The organism is Permianibacter fluminis (assembly GCF_013179735.1).
GTDB lineage: Bacteria > Pseudomonadota > Gammaproteobacteria > Enterobacterales > Permianibacteraceae > Permianibacter > Permianibacter fluminis.
Map to the genome: position 1 here is coordinate 1254379 of NZ_JABMEG010000001.1, position 23495 is coordinate 1277873.

Sequence of the window (23495 nt, forward strand, 5' to 3'; positions counted from 1 at the left end):
GTAATCGTTTAAGGGGTTCAGGCATGGCACGTGTCACCGTCCAGGATGCAGTCGAGAAAGTCGGCAACCGTTTTGATTTGGTGCTGGTCTCGGCCAAGCGCGCGCGTCAGCTCGCCACCGGCGGCAAGGATCCGAAAGTCGAGTGGGATAACGACAAGCCGACCGTGGTCGCGCTGCGCGAACTCGAAGCCGGCCTCATCGACGCCGAATACGTCGAGCAGGAAGAGCTGCGCGTGGTTCAGCAAATTGCTGCACCGGTGGTAGAAGAGACCCCGGATTTCAGCCTCGAATAATCCGTTCCGCGAGCCCCCGGCCATGCAACTTTTCGAGGGCTTGCGTCAGCAGATAGCTGCTTATCTTGAACCGGAACAGGTCGAGTTAATCAGCAAAGCCTTTGTGCTGGCCCGCGATGCCCATGCCGGTCAGCAACGCACCTCCGGCGAACCGTACATCACCCATCCGGTGGCGGTCGCCGGCATTCTCGCCGGTCTACGTCTGGATGCGCAGAGCCTCGCGGCCGCGCTGATGCATGACGTCATCGAAGACTGCGGCGTTACCAAAGAACAACTGATCGAACAGTTTGGCCCGCAAGTGGCCGATCTGGTCGAAGGCGTGTCCAAGCTCACCCAGATCCAGTTCGGCAGCAAGGCCGAGCAGCAAGCCGAAAACTTCCGCAAGATGATGATGGCGATGACGCGCGACATCCGCGTCATTCTGATCAAGCTCGCCGACCGTTTGCACAACATGCAGACGCTCGGCGCGCTGGCGCCGCACAAGCGCCGCCGCATCGCGCAAGAGACGCTGGAAATTTACGCGCCCATCGCCAACCGGCTCGGCATGTACAGCATTCGTCAGGAACTGGAAGATCTCGGTTTTGCCGCACTGTACCCGATGCGTTATCAAGTGCTGCGCAACGCGGTCAAGCGCGCACGCGGCAACCGCAAGGAAATCGTCAGCGGCATTGCCCAGGCAGTCGAAGGAAAACTGCAAAAAGCCGGCATCAACGCCAAAGTGGTGGGCCGGGAAAAATCGCTGTTTTCCATCTACAACAAAATGAAAACCCGGGTCGGCAGTTTTGCCGAAGTCATGGACATCTATGGCTTCCGCATCATCACCGACAGCGAAGACAGCTGCTATCGCGTGCTGGGCCAAATCCACAATCTGTACAAACCGGTGCCGGGACGGTTCAAGGATTACGTTGCGATTCCGAAAACCAACGGCTATCAGTCCCTGCACACGGTACTGAAAGGCCCGCATGGTTTGCACGTCGAAGTGCAGATCCGTACCGAGCAGATGGATCAAATGGCCAGCAATGGCGTGGCCGCACACTGGCTGTACAAAACCGGCAGCGCGCCCAACCCGGCAGAAACCCGTGCTCGTGAGTGGTTGCGCAGTGTGATCGAATTTCAGCAGCGTGCCGGCGACTCGATGGAGTTTGTCGAGAACGTCAAAATCGATCTGTTTCCGGACGAGGTGTATGTGTTCACCCCGAACGGCAATATTCTTGAACTGCCGGTGGGCGCGACCCCGGTTGATTTTGCTTACGCCATTCACACCGATGTTGGTAACGCCTGCGTGGCAGCAAAAATTGACCGGCAACTGGCGCCGCTTTCCACCGTGCTGCGCAACGGCCAGACGGTCGAGATTGTCACGGCGCCGGGGGCGCGGCCGAATCCGACCTGGCTCAGTTTTGCCGCCACCGGCAAAGCGCGGGCAAACATCCGCCACTTCCTGAAGAACCAGCGCCGCGACGAATCGATTGCCATGGGCCGGCGGCTGCTCGAGAACGCCCTGCACGAGAAAAGCGTCGATCAATTTCCGGAAGCCGAGCGCAAACGAGTCGCGCAGGAAACCAAGCACAAGAGCTTTGACGATCTGCTGGCCGATATCGGCATCGGTCAGATCCCGGCCATCGCCGTCGCGCACCGACTTGATCCGGAACGGCGCGTGATCAAGCGCATTGAAACCGGCGAAGAAGAGCCACTGGCTATTCGCGGTACCGAAGGCATGCTGGTCAATTACGCCCGTTGCTGTTGCCCGATTCCGGGCGATCCGATCATCGGTATTCTGAGCGCCGGCCGCGGTATCAATGTGCACATGTATTCCTGCCCGAACACCGCCGAGTTCACCGGCAAACCGGGCAAGACCGTGCCGCTGCAATGGGAAAAAGACGTCAAAGGCGAATTCGCGGTCGAACTGGAAGTGGATGTGATCAACCAGCGCGGCGTGCTGGCTCAGCTCACCTCAACCATCGCCGATGAAGAAGCCAACATCGTCAACCTCGAAATCGATCCGCGCGATGGCAGTTACAACACCATCGTGTTCATGGTCCAGGTGCGTGGCCGTCTGCATCTGGCCAACATCATGCGCCGGCTGCGGGCGATGAATGAAGTGAACCGGATCGTTCGGCATCATCGTGCCCAGAATGAGCGAACCGCAAAACCGAGCTCGTAAATGACCAAGATTTTCCTATTACCTATCGGTTTCATGGTTCTATCAGCTGTTTCGGCGGACGACTGTACTTACGACACTGGAAACCAGCGACTGAAACTCACTGAAATTGCCACGCAGCATAGTGGGGCTGCCGTTTCATTTGATGATATGACTGCGTCGTGGAATGAAATCGATGGCAGCAAGGTGAGCGTGACGTACGGTGGATGTGACCATCTTGGATTCAGTATTCGTCGATCATTTCCTAAAGGAAAAATGACCTGATGGCAAGTCTGCGATGTCTGTTGCCAAGGATCTTGCCGGAGAATTTTGGGACAGCGAAGAGGCAAAACTGCTTATGGCAGCAGTAGACAATAATGCTTTGGAAAAAGACTCTTCTACCGATGCTGTTTATTTAAGTGTTGAAGCCAGAGACTATATGGAGTTCTATATCGAACTCAATGATCTGGATAATTCAATCGCAATTTATTGGTCGAGAAACTTCTGAACTCTATCGGTAAATTTGTTATGACTCCGCGTTGCCACCTGAGATTGTCATCATGTCGAAAACCATCATCAGCACCGAACATGCGCCGAAGGCGATTGGCACCTATTCGCAAGCCGTGAAAGTCGGTAACACCGTTTACCTATCCGGCCAAATCCCGCTCGACCCGGCAACGATGCAGCTGGTCAGCGGCGAAATCCGCGATGAAATCCATCGCGTGTTCAAGAACCTGAAAGCGGTAGCGCAGGCGGCCGGCGGCGACATGAAGGATTTCGTCAAAGTGAATGTTTTTTTGACCGATCTCAGTTTCTTCGCTGACGTTAACGCTGTGATGGCTGAGTATTTTGTCGAGCCGTATCCGGCCCGTGCCGCGGTTGGCGTGAAAGAACTGCCGCGCGGCTGCCGGGTTGAAATTGAAGGCGTGATGGTGCTGTCCTGAGCAACGCCAGCCATCCCCGTTGTTGCCTGTTAGCAAAGCCGAGAAAGTCATGACGCCCGAACGTTTCCAGCGCGTGCTCGCGGTGTTGGCCAAGCGCCAACCCGATCTGACCGTGCTGATGGATGAAGTCAACAAGCCGCATAACCTGGCCGCGATTGTCCGCACCTGCGATGCCATCGGCGTGGGTCAGGTTCATGCCGTCACACCATCAAAGCAGGTGCGCTTTGGCAATGCCACCACGGCAGGCTCAACCCGTTGGGTGGATTGCACCCGACACGCCGATGTCAAGCTTGCTGCAGAGCAATTGAAAGCGCAGGGCTATCAATTGCTCTGCACACAGCTGAGCGCGCGCTCAGTGGATTTTCGCGCGGTGGATTACACCAAACCGACCTGCATCATTGTCGGTGCGGAGAAATTTGGTGTGTCGGAAGCCGCTGCTGCCGTCGCCGATCAGCACATCATCATTCCAATGGACGGCATGGTGCAGTCGCTGAATGTCTCGGTCGCGACCGCGATAGTGTTGTACGAAGCCGAGCGGCAGCGCCGCGATGCCGGATTCTATCGCCAGCGACGGCTGACCGACGCCGACTACCAGCGCCTGCTGGTGGAATGGCTGCATCCCCGCGTCGCACAATTTTGCCGCAACCACCAACAACCCTATCCCGGCATCAACCCGGAAACCGGTGATCTGCTCAGCCACCCCGGCGAAGCCGAAGTGGAGTTGTCGCCGGAGGATGGGGAGTACTGAGCAAACCCTGTGGGAGCGGCTTTAGCCGCGAAAGAAAAAGAGATTGGACATGGAACGTCCACATTCTCGTTCGCTGCGTATTGGCCGATATTCGGCTCATCGTGGTTTCTATCTACTGACGGCGTGCACTTATCAGCGCCAGCCACATTTTTTGACACTCAACATCGCGCGAGCGCTTGTTTTGGAAATGCTTGCTTGCGACCGCGATGGCCTGACATGCACTTATTGTTATGTTGTGATGCCGGATCATTTGCATTGGTTGGTGGAGCTTAAAAGCATCAGCTTGTCGTTGCTCATGCGCCGAGTGAAGGCCAGAGCTTCACTGAAGGTAGCTAAGTTGCATGGTGTGAAGCCGCTCTGGCAAGGCGGGTTTCATGATCGAGCGATTCGGCAGGAAGCGGATCTGCAAGCCTTGGCTCGCTACGTGGTAGCCAATCCGCTCCGGAGGGGGTTGGTGACAAATGTGGCCGAGTACCCGCACTGGGATGCTGTCTGGCTCGGGTAAACGCTTGAGCGATTGCCATGTCGCGCACCGGCCGTAGGGTAATCGCGGCTGAAGCCGCTCCCACGGGTTGGTATCAACCCATAGCTACTTGCGCTTTTCGCCCAATGACGAAGACAAGAATCGGAGTTATGGCTTTGTCGAGCTGAGGCAAAAAAACGGGAGCCAACGCTCCCGTTTTTTATTTCCCACGATTGTTCACTTGCGTTGGCGCCGCGTCCACATCAGCAGCAAGCCGGCGCTGAACAATGACAGTGACCACGGTTCCGGAACGGCGTTGGCGCCGTCCGAGAGTAGGTTCATGCCTTCGATGCTGTCGAAGTGGGCGGTGAAGGTGTGCGAGCCATCGAAGAAGCTGCCGAACCGGCCCCAGGCCATCGACTGCATCCAGACGAAGGTCGTGCGCGTAGGATCCAGCGCGAAGTTCAGGCTGGCGCTCAGATCGCTGCCCGAGGCGTCGGCGGTCAGCACGGTTGAGGCGAGCAACTGGAAGTCCGGTCGGACCGTGGCAAGGCAGTCAGCCAGACCCAAATCAAAATAGCAGGCGCCGAGTGCCGGATCGTTGGCGAAATCGTCTTCGATCAGGATGTCGGTACCGAGCAGAGAGAACACCCAGACGCTGACTTGCGAGAACGATGCATCGATGCGGTTATTGGCCGCATCGGCCGCGACCACATCGTCATACAGCGTGACGTCGCTGCCGGTGTAATTGAAATTGATATCCAGTGAGCGATCAGCGCTGCCGGTGCCATCCCATTCGTAACCTTGCAGCAGCGCCACGTGCGCACCGGCGCGGGCGTATTCGGTGCCGGAATAAGCCTGCTGATGCAGGTTCGGCAGATAAGTAGCATCCGACGGCGCCGATACCCAAGCGCTGGTGACATTGCTGCCGGCAATCGACAGCGCATTGGTAGCCGACGCCGAGGCATAGCTGGAGCCCGGGTTATAGACCTGATTGAACTCGCGCATGGTGTGCGCGAACGTCATCGCGTCATTTTCATAGCAGCGGTCCAGCGTGCTGGCATCGTCAACGCTGCTGCAACTGCGCGCGGTGGTCATGGCAATGGTGCCGTTATGAATGGTCACCAGATCCGCTTGCGCCAATTGCCCGAACAGCGCGGCCGCGATGGTCGCGACGGCAACACCAATCCTGCGTTGAGCCATGAAAATCCCCTCCGATCTTTGTTGTGATGGAACGTCTGTTGTGACAGTAAGTCCTGAGGCAGCTTGTTTGCCAAACGAAAGCCAGTCGCAACCGCGAGCCCTAGTGGGGCTGTCGTTCAAGGAAGCAGGGTTCGTGCCGGATGGGGCAAGCGCTTGGTTTTTCAGGGGCTTGGTGTCGTCGCCACGACAGAATGAACTTGAAGCGTTAAAAAAATTGACGTGGGAAGGCTTTGCTGGCGCCGCGCTAGCGGCCACCGCGGTTAACGGGCCCGGTCGTTGACGAAGTCGCGCGGATAGCCGTTCTTCAGTCTGCCGTCACGCAATTTGCCGAGCCCCAGCACCACACCATCAAATTGGATACGACGCTCGCCGGTACCTCCAGCAGTCACGTCGATGTCGCGGCCCATCAGGAAGTGCCGCGCCGCTTCGCGGCTAACGGCAATTACGTCCTGGTCTTGGGCGGGTGCAAGCACGATGGCGGCACTGTGCAGGCTGCGCATGCCGTTTTTGTGCAATTCCGCTACTGGCAAGCCAAAGCGATTGATTTGCAAACGCTGATGCCAGTGCTCCGCCTGTTCAATTAACAAATACACGGTTTCATCGCGTACATACAGCCGCAGGGCCAACGCGGTGGCGTCGACGCCGAGACCGTCCCGCCAATGTTGCAACAACTCGGTACTGAGCCGGCGAGACAGCGGCGCATAGGCGAAATCGGCGGCTTTGCGTGGATGGCCAGGCGCTGTCTCGGTACTTCCGGTCTTGCGAAACGCGGCGACAAAAAAACCTTCGCTGTCGAAAATTTGTGGCAACAGCCACAACCAGCCTTCCGGTGTTGCGGCTCGCTCAGCACCGGGGAACAGTGAATCAAGCGGCAGGGTTTCGGCCATGCCGGCGAAGGTTTGCAATAGCCAGCGACAGACGTCGTGGTTTTCGATGCGGTTGATGGTGCAAGTGGAGTACACCAGCACGCCGCCTGGTTTCAGCGCATGGAAGGCCGAGGCGATCAACTCACGTTGCAGCGCGGCGGTGGTTTCAATCGTGCCGAGATTCCAGTTATTAAGTGCGCCGGGGTCTTTGCGCACCGTACCTTCACCGGTGCACGGTGCGTCGAGCAGAATCGCGTCAAAGGTTTCCGGCGCCAGCTCGCCAAAGCGGCGGGCATCAAGATGACAGAGCGCCGTGTTGCTGACACCGCAACGGAGCAGCGAGGCTGACAAGGTCTTCAAGCGGCTTGCTGAAAGCTCGTTGGCGATGATGGTGCCGCGGTTGTTCAGCGCGGCCGCGAGCTGGGTGGTCTTTGAACCCGGTGCGGCGCACATGTCGAGCACTGTGGCTGTGTCGGTATCGAGAAACTTCAGCAGCGCCGCGACTGGCAACATCGAGCTGGCTTCCTGAATATAAAACTGACCGCTCAGATGTTCGATGCTGTTGCCAAGGGCAAACTCATTTTCCGGGTACTTTGCCTGATACCAGAATGCCTGCGGCCACCACGGGACACTGTTGTTGCGCTGCAGGCACTCGTCAAAGAAACTGGGCAGTTCTGCTCCCGCTCGCAGTGGGTTCGTCCGCAAGCAGGGGCGTAGTGGCGTGCGGTTGCACGCCATCAACGCGTCGATCTCGGTCGCGCTCAGGTGTTGACGCAGGTAGTGTTCAAAATCAGCGAGAGCCATGGTCGCGTTGCCGGTCCGGTTGTAATTGGCGCTGTTGGGTCCAGTATCGCCGGAACTGGTGTGGTCGTCGACCACTCCGGAAATGAAAACGGGGAGCTGTGCTCCCCGTTTTTGTTACCTTGCTGATTACGCGTCGCCGAGGCTCAGCAGCGTGGCGTTGCCGCCCACCGCCGCGATGTTGTTCGACACCGTGCGTTCGGTGGCGAAGCGGTGCAGGTAGTGTGGGCCGCCGGCTTTCGGGCCGGTGCCGGACATGCCTTGACCGCCGAACGGTTGCACGCCAACGACCGCGCCGATCATGTTGCGGTTGATGTAGACGTTGCCAACGCGGGCGCGCTTGGCGATGTGCGCGGCGGTTGCTTCGTTGCGGGTGTGGATGCCGAGCGTCAGGCCGTAACCGTAGCGGTTGATGTCGTCGATGACCTTGTCGAGATCGTCGCTGCTGTAGCGGACGATGTGCGCGATTGGGCCGAAGTTTTCCTGCTTCAGATCGTGGATGCTGCCGATCTCGAACGCGACTGGCGCGAGGAAATGACCGTCGCTGGCATTGGCCGGCAGCTTGCCTTCAGCAAGGAACTTCTTGCTGGCACGCATTTGCGAAATATGATTTTCCAGATCCCGTTTTGCGGCGGCATCAATCACCGGGCCGATATCGGTGCTCGGGTCCATCGGGTCACCGAGTTTCAGTTCGGCCATGGCGCCGTGCAGCACTTCGATGATGCGGTCAGCTACTTCATTCTGCACATACAGCACACGCATGGCCGAGCAGCGCTGGCCAGCGGAGGTGAACGCCGAACGGATCACGTCGGCAACCACTTGTTCCGGCAACGCCGACGAATCGACGATCATCGCGTTCTGGCCACCGGTTTCGGCGATCAGCGACGCGATTGGCGCGTGACGAGCAGCCAGTGCGCGGTTGATCTGGAACGCGGTTTCGGTCGAGCCGGTAAACGCAACACCAGCGATGCGCGGATCTTCGGTCAGCACCGGTGCGAGTTCAGCGCCCGAGCCCGGCAGGAAATGCAGCACATCAGCCGGTACGCCGGCCTGTAGCAACAATTGCACGGCGCGGAATGCGATCAGCGGCGTTTGCCCGGCCGGCTTTGCCAGCACGCTGTTGCCAGCGGCGAGCGCGGCCGCCACTTGCCCGGTGAAGATCGCCAGCGGGAAATTCCACGGGGCGATGCAGGCGAATACGCCGCGGCCGTCGAGATGCAGTTCGTTGCGTTCGCCAGTGGGTCCCGGCAGCGCCACCGGCTTGCCGAAATCGATGCGGGCGCGTTCGGCGTAGTAACGCAGGAAGTCGACCGCTTCGCGCACTTCATCAATGCCGTCCTGCAGCGTCTTGCCGCCTTCGCGGGTGCAGATGGCGATCAGTTCGTGCTTGTGCGATTCAAACAGATCGGCGGCTTTTTCCAGCACAGTAGCGCGGCGATCGGCTGGGGTCGCGTTCCAGCCCGGTTGGGCGCTGTAGGCGATTTCCAGTGCGCGTTCCGCTTGATCGCGATTGACCCGGGTGACACTGCCGATGACTTCGGTGATGCGAGCCGGGTTGTAGCATTCTTTTTTGGCGCCGACGATCAGTTCGCCGTTGATGATCGGCGTGGCGTGCCACTGGCTGCCTTTGTAGGCGTGCACGCCGGCGACGAAAGGTTCCAGTTCAGCGCGGATGTTCAGGTTGGTACCGGCGGAATTCATGCGAGTGGCTCCGAAAAGTTGCGGCGGCAGCGCGATGCGGGCGTTGTGCAGCGTCGGGAAGGATTTCAGTTTGCGAACCGGATGGGTGACCAGCAGTGCAGCCGGGGTGTCTTCATCGACCAGCTGGTGCACGAACGAGGTGTTGGCACCGTTTTCCAGCAACCGACGAACCAGATAGGGCAGCAGATCTTTGTGCGCGCCGACCGGTGCGTAGACGCGGCAGTACAGATCCGGATGTTCGGCGATCAGCGCGTCGTACAGCGCTTCGCCCATGCCGTGCAGACGCTGGAATTCGAAATCGCGCCGGCTGCCGGCCATGTTCAGGATGCTCTTCACCGTCTGCGCGTTGTGGGTCGCAAACTGGGCGAAAAACGTGCCTTGTTGGTTCAGCAAATATTTAGCGCAGGCGAGATAAGACACATCGGTCGCCGACTTGCGGGTGTAAACCGGATAGCTTTTGAGGCCAGCGATTTGCGACCACTTGATCTCGCTGTCCCAGTACGCGCCTTTGACGAGGCGCAGCGGAATGACCCGCTTCAGCTCTTTCGCCAGCTGGTTCAGGTAACCGAGCACCGGTAGCGCACGCTTGGAATAGGCTTGCACGACCAGACCGAAACCGTTCCAGCCCTGGCAAACGTCCGAACGCAGCACGCGCTCGATAAGTTCCAGCGACAGCTCCAGCCGATCGGCTTCTTCGGCGTCGATGGTGATGAACACATTGCGTTCGCGCGCTTCGCGAGCCAGATCGATCAGCGTTGCGGTCAATTCCTTCAGTACGCGCTCGCGCTTGGCCACTTCGTAACGCGGATGCAGTGCTGAAAGCTTGATCGAGATGCTGGCCGGCGGAACGCGTTCCGGTTTTGGCGCGCCGCCGATGGCGCGAATCGCTGCGGCATAGGAGGCCTTGTAGCGGACCGCATCTTCGGCGGTAAACGCCGCTTCGCCGAGCATGTCGAAGGAATGGGTATAGCCGCGTGATTGATCCTTGGCGGCGCGGTCCAGTGCTTCATCGATGGTGCGGCCGAGCACAAACTGCGAGCCCATTTGCTTCATGGCCTGGTTCAGCGCCTGCCGGACGATCGGTTCGCCGCAGCGCTGGATCAAGCGGTTCAGCAGGTGCGACGGTCGGCCGTCTTCTTCGCTGCCGAGCGTCATCACTTTGCCGGTCAGCATCAGGCCCCAGGTCGACATGTTGACCAGCAGCGATTCGCTCTGGCCGACGTGTTTGTCCCAGTCGGCGGTGCGCAGCTTGTCGGCGATCAGTTTGTTGGCGACTTCGGCATCGGGAATGCGCAGCAAGGCTTCGGCGAGACACATCAGGATCACGCCTTCCTGCGTGCTCAAGGAATACTGCTGCAGAAACGCTTCGACGCCCTGCTTGTCGCGGTTGCGCTCGCGGACGTTCTCGACAAAGCGGGTGGCATCAGCGGTGACCGTTTCAATCTCGGCATCGCTGAGACTGAGCAGGCCGAGCAACTCTTCGAGATAGCTCGATTCGTCGACGTTGTAATTGCGCGTGATGAGCTCACGCCACTGATCCAGCGCCAGCTCCCGGAATTCCGGGTCAAGGGCGCGACGGGCGGGGAACATGCAAACCTCCGGTAACGGCAGGCGGGTGGGGCGTTCCTTTCGGCAGAACAGCAACCTGTTCAGCAGAAAGGAAACCCGCCAAGTATGGTCGGTGCCAGCCGAATTGCTGCGCAACGCAGGCCGGACCAACCGCGATTCGAACGGGCGCTATTGTCCCGGTTGTGGCACGGGCTGACTTGTATGCCGGCAATGGCCGGGGCGAGGGCGGGCTACAAAAGCCGGCTGGGCCCTGTAGGCAACGGCGGCGCGCTGGCACTCCAGCTGGCCAGCGGCGACAATGCTTGCCTTGCACGCTCATCCCATCCGACGGGTAGAAGTTCGCCATGGCCCATGCCGATGACATCGCCGCGTTTTTTGCCACGGTCGCCAACCCCGGCTATATCGAGGCGCTGTTCGATCCGATCCCGGATCTGGTGTTCGCGCTGAAGCGCCGCGACGGCAAGTACCTGGCGGTCAACGAGGCCTGGGTCAAACGCTGCGGACTCAAGCACAAATCCGAGGCGCTCGGCCGCACCGCCCGCGATCTGTTCCCGGCCCATATGGCCGCGCGCTATGAAGCGCAAGACGAAAAGTTGCTGCGCACCGGCATGCCGATCGTCGACAGCCTGGATCTGATTCGCTACGCCAACGGCAGCGCCGGCTGGTGCCTGTCAAACAAGGTGGCGCTGAAGGATGGCAAGGGCAAGATCATCGGTATCGCCACGTTGTCGAAAGATTTGGTCGACCCGAGCCGGGCCGGGTTGATCGACGAAGCGTTTGCCGCGGCGGTCGATTTCATCCAGGCGCATTACGATGAAAGCCTGCGGGTGGAAACGCTGGCGAAAATGGCCAAGCTGTCGGTGCCGCAGTTCGAGCGGCGAATGAAGCGGGTGTTTCATATATCCAGCGCCCAGTTCATCACCAAGACCCGCATCGATGCCGCGCTGCAAGCATTGATGGAAACCGAGACGCCGCTTGGCCAAATCGCCGTTAATTGCGGTTGGTATGATCACGCGGCGTTCTCGCGCCAATTCAAGCAGGTGACTGGGTTGACGCCGAGCGAGTTTCGCTCGCTGTCGGCACGTTGAACCAGACGAGGAGCCTCACCATGACTGAACCCGTCCGGCTCACCCAATACGCCCATGGCGGCGGCTGCGGTTGCAAGATTGCCCCCGGTTTGCTGCAGCAGATTCTGGGTGATTCGATTGTCAAACAGGTGGTGCCGCAACTGCTGGTCGGTGTTGAAAACAGCGACGATGCCGCGGTCTACCAACTCAATAACAGTCAGGCCATTGTCGCGACCACCGATTTCTTTCTACCGATTGTCGACGACCCGTACGATTTTGGTCGCATTGCCGCGACCAATGCCTTGTCCGATATTTACGCGATGGGCGGCACGCCGCTGTTTGCGCTGGCCATTGTTGGCATGCCGATCAACAAATTGCCGGCGACCGTGATCCGCGAGATTTTGCGTGGTGGCGAAGAGGTCTGCAAAGCCGCCGGCATTCCGATTGCCGGTGGTCATTCGATTGATGCGCCGGAACCGATTTATGGCTTGGTCGGTATTGGCGTTGTGCAGCCGAACCAGCTCAAGCGCAACGATACGGCGCAAGCTGGCGACGTGCTGATACTGGGCAAACCGCTCGGCGTTGGCGTGTATTCGGCGGCGTTGAAAAAAGGCGCGCTCGATGCTGCCGGCTACGCGGCCATGCTGGCCAGCACCACCCAGCTGAACACCGTCGGTACGGCGCTGGCCAGTATGGCCGATGTTCATGCCATGACCGATGTCACCGGTTTTGGCTTGCTCGGTCATGGCTGGGAAATGGCCCGTGGCGCCAAGCAGCGTTTGCAGATCAATTTGTCGCAGGTGCCATTGCTGCCGGCTGCGGCTGCGCTTGCGCAGCAAGGCTTCATCACCGGTGCGTCTGAGCGCAATTGGCAGGGCTACGGCGAGCACGTTCAGCTGTTTGCCGGCGGTGAGAACTGGCAGCGGGCACTGTTGACCGATCCGCAGACCAGTGGTGGATTGTTGCTGGCCTGTGCGCCGACCGTCGCCGAGTCGGTGCTGGCGCTGTTCCGCCAGCAGGGATTTGTCGACGCGGCCATTATTGGCCGGGTGCAAGCGGGCGATGCCGGCGTTGACGTGTTGGCCTGACGATCACGGAAAAAGAAAAAGCCACCGATTGGTGGCTTTTTTTTTTGCACAGCGACCCAATCAGCTTCGCTTGATGGTCAAGGTTCCGCGCTTGACGCCGTCACGCATCACGTCCAGCGTTTTGCTTTCGCCATGCGCCAGATCAAAATTGAGCGGCGCGAAATACGGCACCAGCAGCGTCAGGTGGGTCAGCTCGGTCGGTACCGAACGCAGCTTGATACTGAGTTCGTTACTGATTTTCTCTTCAAACTCATCGCTGGACGGCGCGCTGGCATCGTAATCATCGAGGCTGCCACTGCGTTTGGCTTCCCAGCGTTTGAATGGCAGCACCTGATAATGTGCCGAGCGGATATTGGCGACATAGGTTTCCATATGGGTGTGAATGGCGCAGCCTACCCGCACGATGCTGTCTTCCGGCCAGCTGACGTTGAGCGTGACGCTTTTGCCAGGCGGGATCAGGCCGACATCGAACCGGGTGCCGGTGCTGTAGCTGTTGGCGTACAGGTTGTGGCGGGCGCTGTCGGAGTTGTGAAAGGTGATGACGGCACCGGTCGAGCCGGCGTTCATGAACTGGCTGAACTGGCGATCTTTCTGATCAATTTGCAATTGATTGATGCTGGCGTCCGGGTTGCGGACAAACAGCACCGCCGCCGTCGGCGGGGTGCCATCGAAACTGAGTTCGCCGGTGATCAAGTCGGCGTTGGCGCGGTTCACCAGTGCGCCACTCAACACTGCGCCGATCAACAGCAGCCGAGCCAGCGTTGCCAGCCCGTTCAAAGCCCATCCCTTGCCCATAACCACTCCTGTCTGCTTGCGCCGCCGCTGTTCGCCCAGCGAACCGATGCCCGACTGCCTGCAATATACGTCGGCAACCCGGGCTTGGGTCAACCCGTCAGGTGTCGGCCGGCGCAGTCTTTGCCGCCGGTGTCTGCAACGGCCTTGAGGCGACCAGTAACCTGTTGAAAGAAAAGGGCTTATGTGTTTTTCCATAGGCCAGGGCCGTGCTAATCCCAAGCGCCGGCAACGTGGACAGCCGAGCGGTCCTCGCGTAGAATCCCAGCGATTTTATCCACCCCCCGTAAATAGCTCCGGTGCCCGCTTCGGCAGGCTTCGGCGCTAGTTGCACGCCTGTCGCCCGGAGGTATTTTGTCTACGCCCGCTCTCCTCGCCCTCGAAGACGGCAGCCTGTTCCGCGGAGTCAGCATCGGCGCCCATGGCGCATCGGTCGGCGAAGTGGTGTTCAACACCGCGATGACCGGCTATCAGGAAATCCTGACCGACCCGTCCTATACCAAACAGCACGTCACCCTGACTTACCCGCACATCGGCAATACCGGCTGCAATGCCGAAGACGCCGAATCGGATCAAGTCTGGGCCGCTGGCCTCATCATTCGCGACTTGCCACGGCTGGCCTCGAACTACCGCATGGAAGAGGACCTTGGCAGCTACCTGAAAAAGCGCAACGTGGTCGGTATCGCCGATATCGACACCCGCCGCTTGACCAAGCTGCTGCGGACCAAGGGCGCGCTGAATGGCTGCATCGTCGCCGGTGACAACATCGATGAAGCCAAAGCGCTGGAGCTGGCGCGCGGCTTTGCCGGTTTGAACGGCATGGATCTGGCGAAAGAAGTCAGCTGCACGAAAGCCTACGAGTGGAACACCGGCGAATGGGCCTGGAACCGCGGCTACCACAGCGTCAGCGACCAAAAATTCCACGTCGTCGCCTACGACTACGGCGTCAAACACAACATCCTGCGCATGCTGGCCGAGCGCGGCTGCAAGCTGACCGTGGTGCCGGCGCAAACGCCTGCGAGTGAAGTGCTCAAATACAAGCCGGACGGTATCTTCCTGTCGAACGGCCCCGGCGATCCGGCTGCCTGCGATTACGCCATCACCGCGATCAGCGAGCTGCTCAAAACCGGCATTCCGATTTTCGGTATCTGTCTCGGTCATCAACTGCTGGCGCTGGCCAGCGGCGCCAAAACCGTCAAGATGAAGTTCGGTCACCACGGCGCCAACCATCCGGTCAAGGACATGGACAAAGGCACCGTGATGATCACCAGCCAGAACCATGGTTTCGCCGCTGACGAAGCGACGCTGCCGAAGACCCTGCGGGTTACGCATAAATCGCTGTTCGATGGTTCGCTGCAGGGTATCGCCCGCACCGACGTGCCGGCCTACAGCTTCCAGGGCCACCCGGAAGCCAGCCCCGGTCCGCACGATGTCGCGCCGCTGTTTGATCAATTCATCGACATGATGACGAAACGGAAATAACGGGCACGGTGCGCGTCGCGCACCGATGAACGCGGTGCCGACGCGGCATCAACGAATTGAACTTGGTGCGCACGGCGCACCCTACACGCAAAACGGTAACGCAATGCCCAAGCGCACAGACATAAAAAGCATCCTGATCATCGGCGCCGGTCCGATCGTGATCGGTCAGGCCTGCGAGTTCGACTACTCCGGCGCGCAAGCCTGCAAGGCGCTGAAGGAAGAAGGCTTCCGGGTCATTCTGGTCAACTCGAATCCGGCCACGATCATGACCGATCCGAACATGGCCGATGCGATTTACATCGAGCCGATCACCCCGGAAATCGTCGCCCGCATCATCGAAAAAGAAAAGCCGGATGCACTGCTGCCGACCATGGGCGGACAGACCGCGCTGAATTGCGCGCTGGATCTGGCGCGCAACGGCGTGCTGGAAAAATTCGGCGTTGAAATGATCGGCGCCCGCGAAGAAGCCATCAAGAAAGCGGAAGACCGGCAGCTGTTCGCGCAGGCCATGCGCAAGATTGGTCTGGACATGCCGCGTGCCGATGTCGCGCACAGCATGGAAGAAGCCTGGGCGGTGCAGGCCAAGGTTGGCTTCCCGTGCATCATTCGGCCGAGCTTCACGATGGGTGGCACCGGCGGCGGTATCGCTTACAACAAGGAAGAGTTCGAGGAAATTTGCAACCGCGGTCTGGATCTGTCGCCGACCAAGGAACTGCTGATCGACGAATCGCTGATCGGCTGGAAAGAGTACGAGATGGAAGTGGTCCGCGACAAAGCCGACAACTGCATCATCGTCTGCTCGATCGAAAACTTCGATGCCATGGGCGTGCACACCGGTGACTCGATTACCGTGGCGCCGGCCCAGACGCTGACCGACAAAGAATATCAAATCATGCGCAATGCCTCGATGAAGGTGCTGCGCGAAATCGGTGTTGAAACCGGCGGTTCGAACGTGCAGTTCGGTGTCAATCCGAAAGACGGCCGCATGGTCATCATCGAAATGAATCCGCGGGTGTCGCGCTCGTCGGCACTGGCCTCGAAAGCGACCGGCTTCCCGATCGCCAAAGTCGCTGCCAAGCTGGCCATTGGCTACACGCTCGACGAACTGAAGAACGATATCACCGGTGGTGCGACGCCAGCCTCGTTCGAACCGTCAATCGATTACGTGGTCACCAAGATCCCGCGCTTCAATTTTGAAAAATTCCCGCAGACCGAAGCGACCTTGACCACCCAGATGAAGTCGGTCGGTGAAGTGATGGCGATCGGTCGCTCGTTCCAGGAGTCGGTGCAGAAGGCGCTGCGCGGTCTGGAAGTCGGTGCGCACGGCTTTGATCCGAAGGTAAATCTGAAAGATCCAGCCGCTCAGGATGAAATCCGCCAGCGTCTGCAAGTGCCGGGTCCGGACCGGATCTGGTATGTCGGCGATGCTTTCCGCGCAGGCTGGACCTTGGATCAAGTATTCAAGCTCACCCATGTCGATCCGTGGTTCCTGATCCAGATCGAAGAACTGATGAAGCTGGAAAGCGACGTCAGCAAGCGTGCGCTGTCGTCGCTCAGCAAGGAAGAAATGTTCGAGCTCAAGCGCAAGGGCTTCTCGGACATCCGGTTGTCGGAATTGTTTGGTGTCACCGAAACCGAGTTGCGCAAAGTGCGGCACAAACTCGGCATTCGTCCGGCTTACAAGCGGGTCGACACCTGCGCCGCCGAGTTCGCCACATCGACCGCTTACATGTACTCGACCTACGAAGAAGAATGCGAAGCCGAACCGAGCAACCGTGACAAGATCATGGTGCTGGGCGGCGGTCCGAACCGGATTGGTCAGGGTATTGAATTTGACTACTGCTGCGTGCATGCGGCGCTGGCGATGCGCGAAGACGGCTACGAGACCATAATGGTCAACTGTAACCCGGAAACCGTGTCGACCGATTACGACACGTCCGATCGGCTGTACTTCGAGCCGGTGACGCTGGAAGACGTGCTTGAAATTGTCGACAAGGAAAAGCCGAAGGGTGTGATCGTGCAGTTCGGTGGCCAAACACCGCTGAAATTGGCGCGCGCCCTCGAAGCCAACGGCGTGCCGATTATCGGCACCTCGCCCGATGCCATTGACCGCGCGGAAGATCGCGAGCGTTTCCAACAAGCCATTGAACGGCTCGGTTTGCATCAGCCGCCGAACCGCACCGCCCGCAATCTGGAAGACGGTGTCCGGCTGGCCGATGAAATCGGTTATCCGCTGGTGGTGCGGCCGAGTTATGTGCTCGGCGGCCGGGCGATGGAAATTGTCTACAACGCCGACGAACTGCGCCGCTACATGACTCACGCGGTCAAAGTGTCGAACGATTCGCCGGTGCTGCTGGATCGCTTCCTCGATGACGCGATCGAAGTCGATGTCGATTGCATCTATGACGGCGAAACCATGTTGGTTGGCGGCATAATGGAACACATCGAACAGGCCGGTGTGCACTCTGGCGACTCGGCGTGCTCACTGCCGCCGTATTCCTTGTCGAAAGCCCAACAGGATGTGCTGCGTGAGCAGATGCACCGGATGGCGAAAGAGCTGGATGTGGTCGGTTTGATGAATGCCCAGTTCGCGATTCAGGACGGCAAGATCTTCGTGCTCGAAGTGAATCCGCGTGCTTCGCGCACGGTGCCGTTCGTGTCGAAGGCGACCGGCTTGCCGCTGGCAAAAATTGCTGCGCGGGTCATGGCCGGCCAGTCGTTGGTGCAGCAAGGCATGACCAAGGAAGTGATTCCGCCGTTCTATGCGGTCAAGGAGCCGGTCTTCCCGTTCAACAAATTCCCTGGTTCGGATCCGATTCTTGGCCCCGAGATGAAATCAACTGGCGAAGCGATGGGCGTCGGGCAAACGTTTGGCGAGGCCTATTACAAAGCCAAGCTGGCGTGCGCGGCGCAAGCGCCGCTCGGCGGCAAGGCGATTGTCTCGGTGCGCGATGCCGACAAAGCCAAGCTGCCGGATCTCGGTCGGCAGATGGTGGCACTTGGTTTCCATCTGCATGCTACCGAAGGCACCGCGGCAATTCTGGAAAAAGCTGGTGTGCCGTGCACCCGGGTGAACAAGATGACGGAAGGTCGGCCACATATTGTCGACCTGATCAAGAACGGCGAGATTGCCTACATCGTCAACACGACCGAAGGCAAACAGGCGATCGCCGATTCGTACATGATCCGGCGTTCGGCCCTGCAGAAGAAGATTCCGTACACGACCACCATTGCCGGCGCCTATGCCAGCTGTGCCGCGCTGCGTGAGCAGGATCGTGATCGGGTCGAGTCGGTGCAGTCGCTGCATCGCCGGATCAAGGCTTAACGTGGTTTGCCTGGGACATGTCGCATGAGAATGTCCTGCAAACCGGATGCAATATTTGCCGCCGCCCATCTGCTGGAACAGCACAAGGCGGCGCAGAAAGGAGATGGAATGAGTCGTGTACCGATGACGGCGCGCGGTGCGGAAGCCTTGAATCAAGAGCTGAACGAACTGAAAACCGTGGCGCGGCCGCGAGTGATTGCGGCGATTGCCGAAGCACGCGCGCATGGTGACCTGAAAGAAAATGCCGAGTATCACGCTGCCCGTGAACAGCAGGGTTTCATCGAAGGCCGCATCGCTGATATCGAAGCCAAGCTCAGCAATGCCCAGGTGATCGATGTCAGCAAGCTGACCAACGAAGGAAAGGTCATTTTCGGTGCCACCGTTGAGCTCGCCAACACCGAGACCGGTGATGAGCTGGTCTATCGCATCGTTGGTGAAGACGAGGCCGACATCAAGAACAACCTGATCAGTGTTGGTTCACCGATCGCCCGTGGCCTTGTTGGCAAGTTCGAAGGCGATGTGGTGGTGGTCAAGACGCCGGGTGGCGATATCGAATACGAAATCGTCGCGGTGAAGTACCTGTAAGCTGAAAGCAAAACGCCGCGACGATGTCGCGGCGTTTTTGTCTGGGCAGTAGCTTATCGCTGCAGTCGAATATTCGTATGGCTTCAGACCAATTTCGGTTTGTTGGCTTTTGGCAGCACAATCTTGCTGTCTTTCGGTTTGGCCCGGAAGGCGATCAGGTTGTGGCCGAGAATCTGGACATTGGCTGCCTGCATTTGTTCGCAGATCTGCTCGGCTATGGCGCGGCGCTCATCACGGTCTTCGCCGGCCAGCTTCACCTTGATCAGTTCGTGATGCGCCAGGGCCAGTTCGATTTCCGCCAGCACGGCGGGAGTCAGGCCATGCTGACCGAGCATCACCACCGGTTTCAGGCTGTGGGCAAGCGCGCGCAGATGACGAACCTGGTTACTGGCAAGAGTGGGCATGGCGTAGTCCGGTAGTCGGCTAACCCGGGCTGATGAGCCCGGTTGGAAATAAAGGGGCGCCATTCTAGCGCCCATCAGTGGATTGCACGAGCCGCGTTCGGTCTTGCCGGCTCAATAAACGAGTACTCCGAGTATGGCACGCAGCAAGAGTTCGACCCGTTGGTTGCAACGGCACTTCGATGATCCGTTCGTCAAACAGGCGCAAAAGGAAGGTTGGCGCTCGCGCGCGGTATTCAAGCTGCAGGAGATCGATCAGAAGGACAAATTGATCCGGCCCGGCATGGTGATCGTAGACCTTGGGGCAGCGCCAGGTAGCTGGAGTGAGTATGTACTTACCCGCACGCATGGCAAGGGCCGTATCATTGCGCTCGATATCCTGCCGATGGACTCGCTGCCCGACGTCGATTTCATCGAAGGCGATTTCCGGGAAGACGCGGTGCTGGCCGAGCTGGAAAAACGGCTCAACGGCGAGAAGGTCGACCTTGTTTTGTCCGACATGGCCCCCAATATGAGTGGAACGGCCGTCGTCGATCAGGCGCGCTCGATGTATTTGCTGGAACTGGCGTTGGAGTTCGCCAAGGGCCAGCTGAAACCGGGCGGTGATTTGCTGGTCAAGATGTTCCAGGGCGAAGGCTCGGACGCCTACATCGTAGAACTGCGGCGCTTATTCCAAAGCGTCAAAATTCGCAAGCCTGACGCATCTCGTGACCGTTCTCGTGAAGTGTTCGTGTTGGCACGGCACTATACTGGGGCCAAGAGCTAGTTTGAGTTTCCATACGCTGACGCCTGTCTGCGTCAGCAAGAAGGAGTAGTCCCTTGAACGACCTGTTCAAAAATGTCCTGCTGTGGCTGGTGATTGCCATTGTGCTGGTGTCGGTGTTCAACAATTTCACTGGCAGCCGCGGCAGTGTCCAGGCGGTCGAGTATTCCCAGTTCCTCGGTGATGTTCGTGCCGGCAAGGTCCAGGAAGTTCAGATCCACGTCGATTCGCTCGAAGCCGAAGGCACCTACAAGGGTGGCGACAAGTTCGTTACCCAGCTGCCGCGCTATACCGACAAGCTGGAAGAGCAGTTCTCCAACAGCGATGTCCGCGTCGCCATCATCCCGCCGGAAAAAACCAGCTGGCTGTTTGTCCTGTTCATGAATGTGCTGCCAGTGCTGCTGCTGATTGGCGTCTGGATTTTCTTCATGCGCCAGATGCAGGGCGGTGGCAAAGGTGGAGCGCTCAGTTTCGGCAAGAGCAAGGCCCGCCTGCTCGGTGAAGATCAGGTCAAGACCACGTTGGCCGATGTTGCCGGCGTCGAAGAAGCCAAAGAGGAAGTGGCTGAACTGGTCGAGTTTTTGCGCGACCCGGGCAAGTTCCAGAAGCTCGGTGGCAAGATCCCGCGCGGTGTGTTGATGGTCGGCCAACCGGGTACCGGTAAAACGCTGCTGGCCCGCGCCATTGCCGGCGAAGCGAAAGTGCCGTTCTTCACTATTTCCGGTTCTGATTTCGTTGAGATGTTCGTCGGCGTCGGTGCCTCGCGCGTGCGCGACATGTTTGATCAAGCCAAGAAGCATGCGCCCTGTATTATTTTCATCGATGAAATCGACGCAGTCGGTCGCCATCGCGGCGCCGGTCTCGGTGGTGGTCACGACGAGCGCGAACAGACGCTGAACCAGCTGCTGGTCGAGATGGATGGTTTTGAAGGCAACGAAGGCGTGATCATTATCGCCGCGACCAACCGCCCGGACGTGCTGGACCCGGCGCTGTTGCGCCCGGGCCGGTTCGACCGGCAAGTGGTGGTCGGTTTGCCGGATATCCGTGGTCGCGAACAGATTCTGAAAGTGCATATGCGCAAAGTGCCGGTGGCTGACGATGTCGAGCCGGCGGTCATTGCTCGCGGTACCCCGGGTTTCTCCGGTGCCGATCTGGCCAACCTGGTTAACGAGGCGGCACTGCTCGCGGCGCGCGCCAATGAGCGGGTCGTCAAGATGCGCTTTTTTGAAGCGGCCAAAGACAAGATCATGATGGGCACCGAGCGGCGCAGCATGGTCATGACCGAAGAAGAAAAGCGCAACACCGCTTTCCACGAAGCCGGTCACGCCATTCTGGGCTATCTGCTGCCGTACTCGGATCCGGTTTACAAAGTCACCATCATTCCGCGCGGTCGCGCTTTGGGTGTGACAATGCAACTGCCGGAGCAGGACCGTTTGTCCTATTCCAAGCAGTATCTGGAATGCCGCATTGCCATTCTGTTTGGCGGTCGTATCGCCGAAGCCATCATCCATGGTTTTGATGGCGTCACGACGGGCGCCTCCAATGACATCCAACGGGCGACCGAGCTTGCGCGCAACATGGTGACTCATTGGGGCCTGTCGCAACGGATGGGGCCACTGTCTTACAGCGAAGACGAAGGCGAGGTATTCCTCGGTCGCTCGATCACCCAGCACAAGAGTGTCTCGGATCAGACCGCCCGCGCCATTGACGAAGAAGTGCGCTCGATCATTGATCGCAATTACCAGCTGGCCGAGAAGTTGCTGAACGAAAACCTCGACAAACTCAACGCCATGGCCGACGCGCTGATGAAGTACGAAACGCTGGATACCAAGCAGATCGACGACATCATGAAGGGCCGTGAGCCGCAACCGCCGGAAGGCTGGAATGATCGCAGCAGCGGTGGTGGCAAAACCGCAACCGCCGAAACCGCGCCGTCGGCCGCCAACGTCGGTGGCGATGCCGCAGCCGCTCACTGAGTCACGATTGTGCAAACAACAAAGGCGCCCGTAGGCGCCTTTGTTGTTTCTGGTGAGAAAGTTGTGGCCGATCCTCTGCCGTTACCCTTCGACAGGCGCAGAGCCTGTCCCGTACAAGGTTCGGGTAAGAACGATCTTCAACCTGCAGTTTGTCGCCCTCCGTTGCTGGTCAGCTCGTCCCGGGAGATTGGTGTCGCGGCATCGAGTCGTAAACGAGCTCAGTGCACACTGACGGGACAGTTATCGAAGCGGGTTTCGCTTTGCTGACCGCGTTAACCTGCGCTTGCCTATGTGTTCGGTCCCGATGTGCGGCTTGCGCTGATTTCGCGTCGTTTAAGGAACATAGAGCGCTCGATATCAGTCGCGCTTTTTGTTGTGCGCAAATGGTTGTCAGTAAACGACAGGACGATGTCGGTGTGCGAAGGCGGCGTTGACCGGCGCTGCCGGTGCTAACACAGCAACGTGCGGGAATCAGGACAAAAAAAGGGCGCCTATTGGCGCCCTTTTTTGCACTGCGGTAAGGCTTAGCGTACGGCTTTGCGGCGGCGGAAACCGAGCAGGGCAAGACCGCTACCCAGCAGCGCCAGTGACATCGGTTCCGGAACCGGGTTGCAATCGCGACCGGCACAGCCTGAGCCCAAGGTAATGTCATCGAAAATGACATAGTTGGCCGAGCCACCGAAATTGACCGAATGGGCAACGCCGTCAAACAGCACGCCAATATCGGTCCAGTTGCAGTAGTTGCCGTTCGGGTCGCCCGCACAGCCGCCGCTGAGGTTTTCGGCCAGGAAGATTTCGGCCAGCAGGTCACCTGTGCCGTCAAGGCCCGACCAGACTTGCACCGAAGCGTTGAAGTAAGACGCGTAGAAGAACGAGAAGCCGGTGGTGAAACCGTCCAGCACGTTCATCGTGGCGGCATTGCCTTCCAGGAAGATGAGACCATTGCTCGGCGACGGCTCATTGGCGTTATTGCAGTTACCGCCCGGGACGTCCAAGTCCATGCAAATGATGCCGTTGGGGCTGAAACTGATGTTGTAGTCCTGACCGGTGGTGGAACCCATGCTGCCGGTGCCGCCGTTGTAAAACTCTTGAACCCCTTCGTAAGCCAGCATGTCTTCAAAGTTCAGAACGATGACATCGGCCTGGCTGGCGCCAGCTGCAAACAGGGTGAGACCAGCAAAAAGTGCGCGCTTCATGAAATGCCCTCCTAGCAAAGGAAACGGAAAATCCCTTGCTGACCAGCAGGAATCGTTCCAACCAAAGAATTTCCTTACATAACAGAGGGATATGC

20 protein-coding genes are annotated in these 23495 nt (G+C 58.9%); 14 read left to right on the plus strand and 6 right to left on the minus strand.

The window, feature by feature from the left end; genetic code table 11:
- The first annotated feature begins 23 nt into the window (after positions 1 to 23).
- Genes rpoZ through HPT27_RS05560 form a run of 7 tightly spaced genes read left to right on the plus strand, consistent with a single transcriptional unit; the run spans position 24 to position 4627 of the window.
- Positions 24 to 293, plus strand: coding sequence for a DNA-directed RNA polymerase subunit omega (gene rpoZ, locus HPT27_RS05530; RefSeq protein WP_172240094.1), 270 nt, complete (start codon positions 24 to 26; stop codon positions 291 to 293).
- Positions 294 to 315: 22 nt separating this feature from the next.
- On the plus strand, positions 316 to 2454 hold the full coding sequence (gene spoT, locus HPT27_RS05535; protein ID WP_172240097.1) for a bifunctional GTP diphosphokinase/guanosine-3',5'-bis pyrophosphate 3'-pyrophosphohydrolase: 2139 nt from the start codon (positions 316 to 318) through the stop codon (positions 2452 to 2454).
- The gene (locus HPT27_RS05540) at positions 2455 to 2715 is read left to right on the plus strand and encodes a hypothetical protein (protein WP_172240100.1); all 261 of its coding nucleotides are present in this window, start codon (positions 2455 to 2457) and stop codon (positions 2713 to 2715) included.
- A gap of 13 nt (positions 2716 to 2728) precedes the next feature.
- Complete coding sequence (locus HPT27_RS05545; RefSeq protein WP_172240103.1) at positions 2729 to 2938, plus strand: hypothetical protein; 210 nt, start codon at positions 2729 to 2731, stop codon at positions 2936 to 2938.
- Between the two features lie 52 nt (positions 2939 to 2990).
- Positions 2991 to 3374: a RidA family protein gene (locus HPT27_RS05550; protein WP_172240106.1), complete on the plus strand. Its 384-nt coding sequence runs from the start codon at positions 2991 to 2993 to the stop codon at positions 3372 to 3374.
- 49 nt (positions 3375 to 3423) lie between these two features.
- Positions 3424 to 4122, plus strand: coding sequence for a tRNA (guanosine(18)-2'-O)-methyltransferase TrmH (gene trmH / locus HPT27_RS05555; RefSeq protein WP_172240109.1), 699 nt, complete (start codon positions 3424 to 3426; stop codon positions 4120 to 4122).
- A gap of 49 nt (positions 4123 to 4171) precedes the next feature.
- Positions 4172 to 4627: an REP-associated tyrosine transposase gene (locus HPT27_RS05560; protein ID WP_172240112.1), complete on the plus strand. Its 456-nt coding sequence runs from the start codon at positions 4172 to 4174 to the stop codon at positions 4625 to 4627.
- A 195-nt stretch (positions 4628 to 4822) separates the two neighbouring features.
- Here the strand turns inward: HPT27_RS05560 and HPT27_RS05565 are convergent, their stop codons facing one another.
- From HPT27_RS05565 to putA, 3 genes are all read right to left on the minus strand, one after another.
- Positions 4823 to 5788: a PEP-CTERM sorting domain-containing protein gene (locus tag HPT27_RS05565; RefSeq protein ID WP_172240115.1), complete on the minus strand. Its 966-nt coding sequence runs from the start codon at positions 5786 to 5788 to the stop codon at positions 4823 to 4825.
- Between the two features lie 260 nt (positions 5789 to 6048).
- A complete protein-coding gene (locus tag HPT27_RS05570; protein WP_172240118.1) occupies positions 6049 to 7458 on the minus strand; it encodes an NOL1/NOP2/sun family putative RNA methylase in 1410 nt (469 codons plus the stop codon).
- Positions 7459 to 7584: 126 nt separating this feature from the next.
- The gene (gene putA / locus HPT27_RS05575) at positions 7585 to 10746 is read right to left on the minus strand and encodes a bifunctional proline dehydrogenase/L-glutamate gamma-semialdehyde dehydrogenase PutA (protein ID WP_172240121.1); all 3162 of its coding nucleotides are present in this window, start codon (positions 10744 to 10746) and stop codon (positions 7585 to 7587) included.
- Positions 10747 to 11069: 323 nt separating this feature from the next.
- Here putA and HPT27_RS05580 point away from each other — a divergent pair, with 323 nt between their 5' ends.
- The gene (locus HPT27_RS05580) at positions 11070 to 11813 is read left to right on the plus strand and encodes an AraC family transcriptional regulator (RefSeq protein WP_172240124.1); all 744 of its coding nucleotides are present in this window, start codon (positions 11070 to 11072) and stop codon (positions 11811 to 11813) included.
- Between the two features lie 20 nt (positions 11814 to 11833).
- A complete protein-coding gene (selD, locus tag HPT27_RS05585; RefSeq protein WP_172240127.1) occupies positions 11834 to 12880 on the plus strand; it encodes a selenide, water dikinase SelD in 1047 nt (348 codons plus the stop codon).
- Between the two features lie 60 nt (positions 12881 to 12940).
- Here the strand turns inward: selD and HPT27_RS05590 are convergent, their stop codons facing one another.
- Positions 12941 to 13675 carry a cupredoxin domain-containing protein gene (locus tag HPT27_RS05590; RefSeq protein WP_172240130.1) on the minus strand — a complete coding sequence of 245 codons (735 nt, stop codon included), beginning with the start codon at positions 13673 to 13675 and terminating at the stop codon, positions 12941 to 12943.
- Positions 13676 to 14026: 351 nt separating this feature from the next.
- Here HPT27_RS05590 and carA point away from each other — a divergent pair, with 351 nt between their 5' ends.
- The 3 genes from carA to greA all read left to right on the plus strand — a co-directional run bounded on the left by carA (position 14027) and on the right by greA (position 19064).
- Complete coding sequence (carA, locus tag HPT27_RS05595; protein ID WP_172240133.1) at positions 14027 to 15154, plus strand: glutamine-hydrolyzing carbamoyl-phosphate synthase small subunit; 1128 nt, start codon at positions 14027 to 14029, stop codon at positions 15152 to 15154.
- Between the two features lie 103 nt (positions 15155 to 15257).
- A complete protein-coding gene (gene carB, locus HPT27_RS05600) occupies positions 15258 to 18479 on the plus strand; it encodes a carbamoyl-phosphate synthase large subunit (RefSeq protein WP_172240136.1) in 3222 nt (1073 codons plus the stop codon).
- Positions 18480 to 18587: 108 nt separating this feature from the next.
- Positions 18588 to 19064 carry a transcription elongation factor GreA gene (greA, locus tag HPT27_RS05605; RefSeq protein WP_172240139.1) on the plus strand — a complete coding sequence of 159 codons (477 nt, stop codon included), beginning with the start codon at positions 18588 to 18590 and terminating at the stop codon, positions 19062 to 19064.
- Positions 19065 to 19147: 83 nt separating this feature from the next.
- Here the strand turns inward: greA and yhbY are convergent, their stop codons facing one another.
- The gene (gene yhbY, locus HPT27_RS05610) at positions 19148 to 19468 is read right to left on the minus strand and encodes a ribosome assembly RNA-binding protein YhbY (RefSeq protein ID WP_172240142.1); all 321 of its coding nucleotides are present in this window, start codon (positions 19466 to 19468) and stop codon (positions 19148 to 19150) included.
- Between the two features lie 133 nt (positions 19469 to 19601).
- Here yhbY and rlmE point away from each other — a divergent pair, with 133 nt between their 5' ends.
- Together rlmE and ftsH are read left to right on the plus strand one after the other, a co-directional pair.
- Positions 19602 to 20231: a 23S rRNA (uridine(2552)-2'-O)-methyltransferase RlmE gene (rlmE, locus tag HPT27_RS05615; RefSeq protein WP_172240145.1), complete on the plus strand. Its 630-nt coding sequence runs from the start codon at positions 19602 to 19604 to the stop codon at positions 20229 to 20231.
- 53 nt (positions 20232 to 20284) lie between these two features.
- Complete coding sequence (ftsH, locus tag HPT27_RS05620) at positions 20285 to 22204, plus strand: ATP-dependent zinc metalloprotease FtsH (protein WP_172240148.1); 1920 nt, start codon at positions 20285 to 20287, stop codon at positions 22202 to 22204.
- A gap of 524 nt (positions 22205 to 22728) precedes the next feature.
- Here the strand turns inward: ftsH and HPT27_RS19050 are convergent.
- Positions 22729 to 23400: a PEP-CTERM sorting domain-containing protein gene (locus tag HPT27_RS19050; protein ID WP_211197863.1), complete on the minus strand. Its 672-nt coding sequence runs from the start codon at positions 23398 to 23400 to the stop codon at positions 22729 to 22731.
- Positions 23401 to 23495 lie beyond the last annotated feature (95 nt).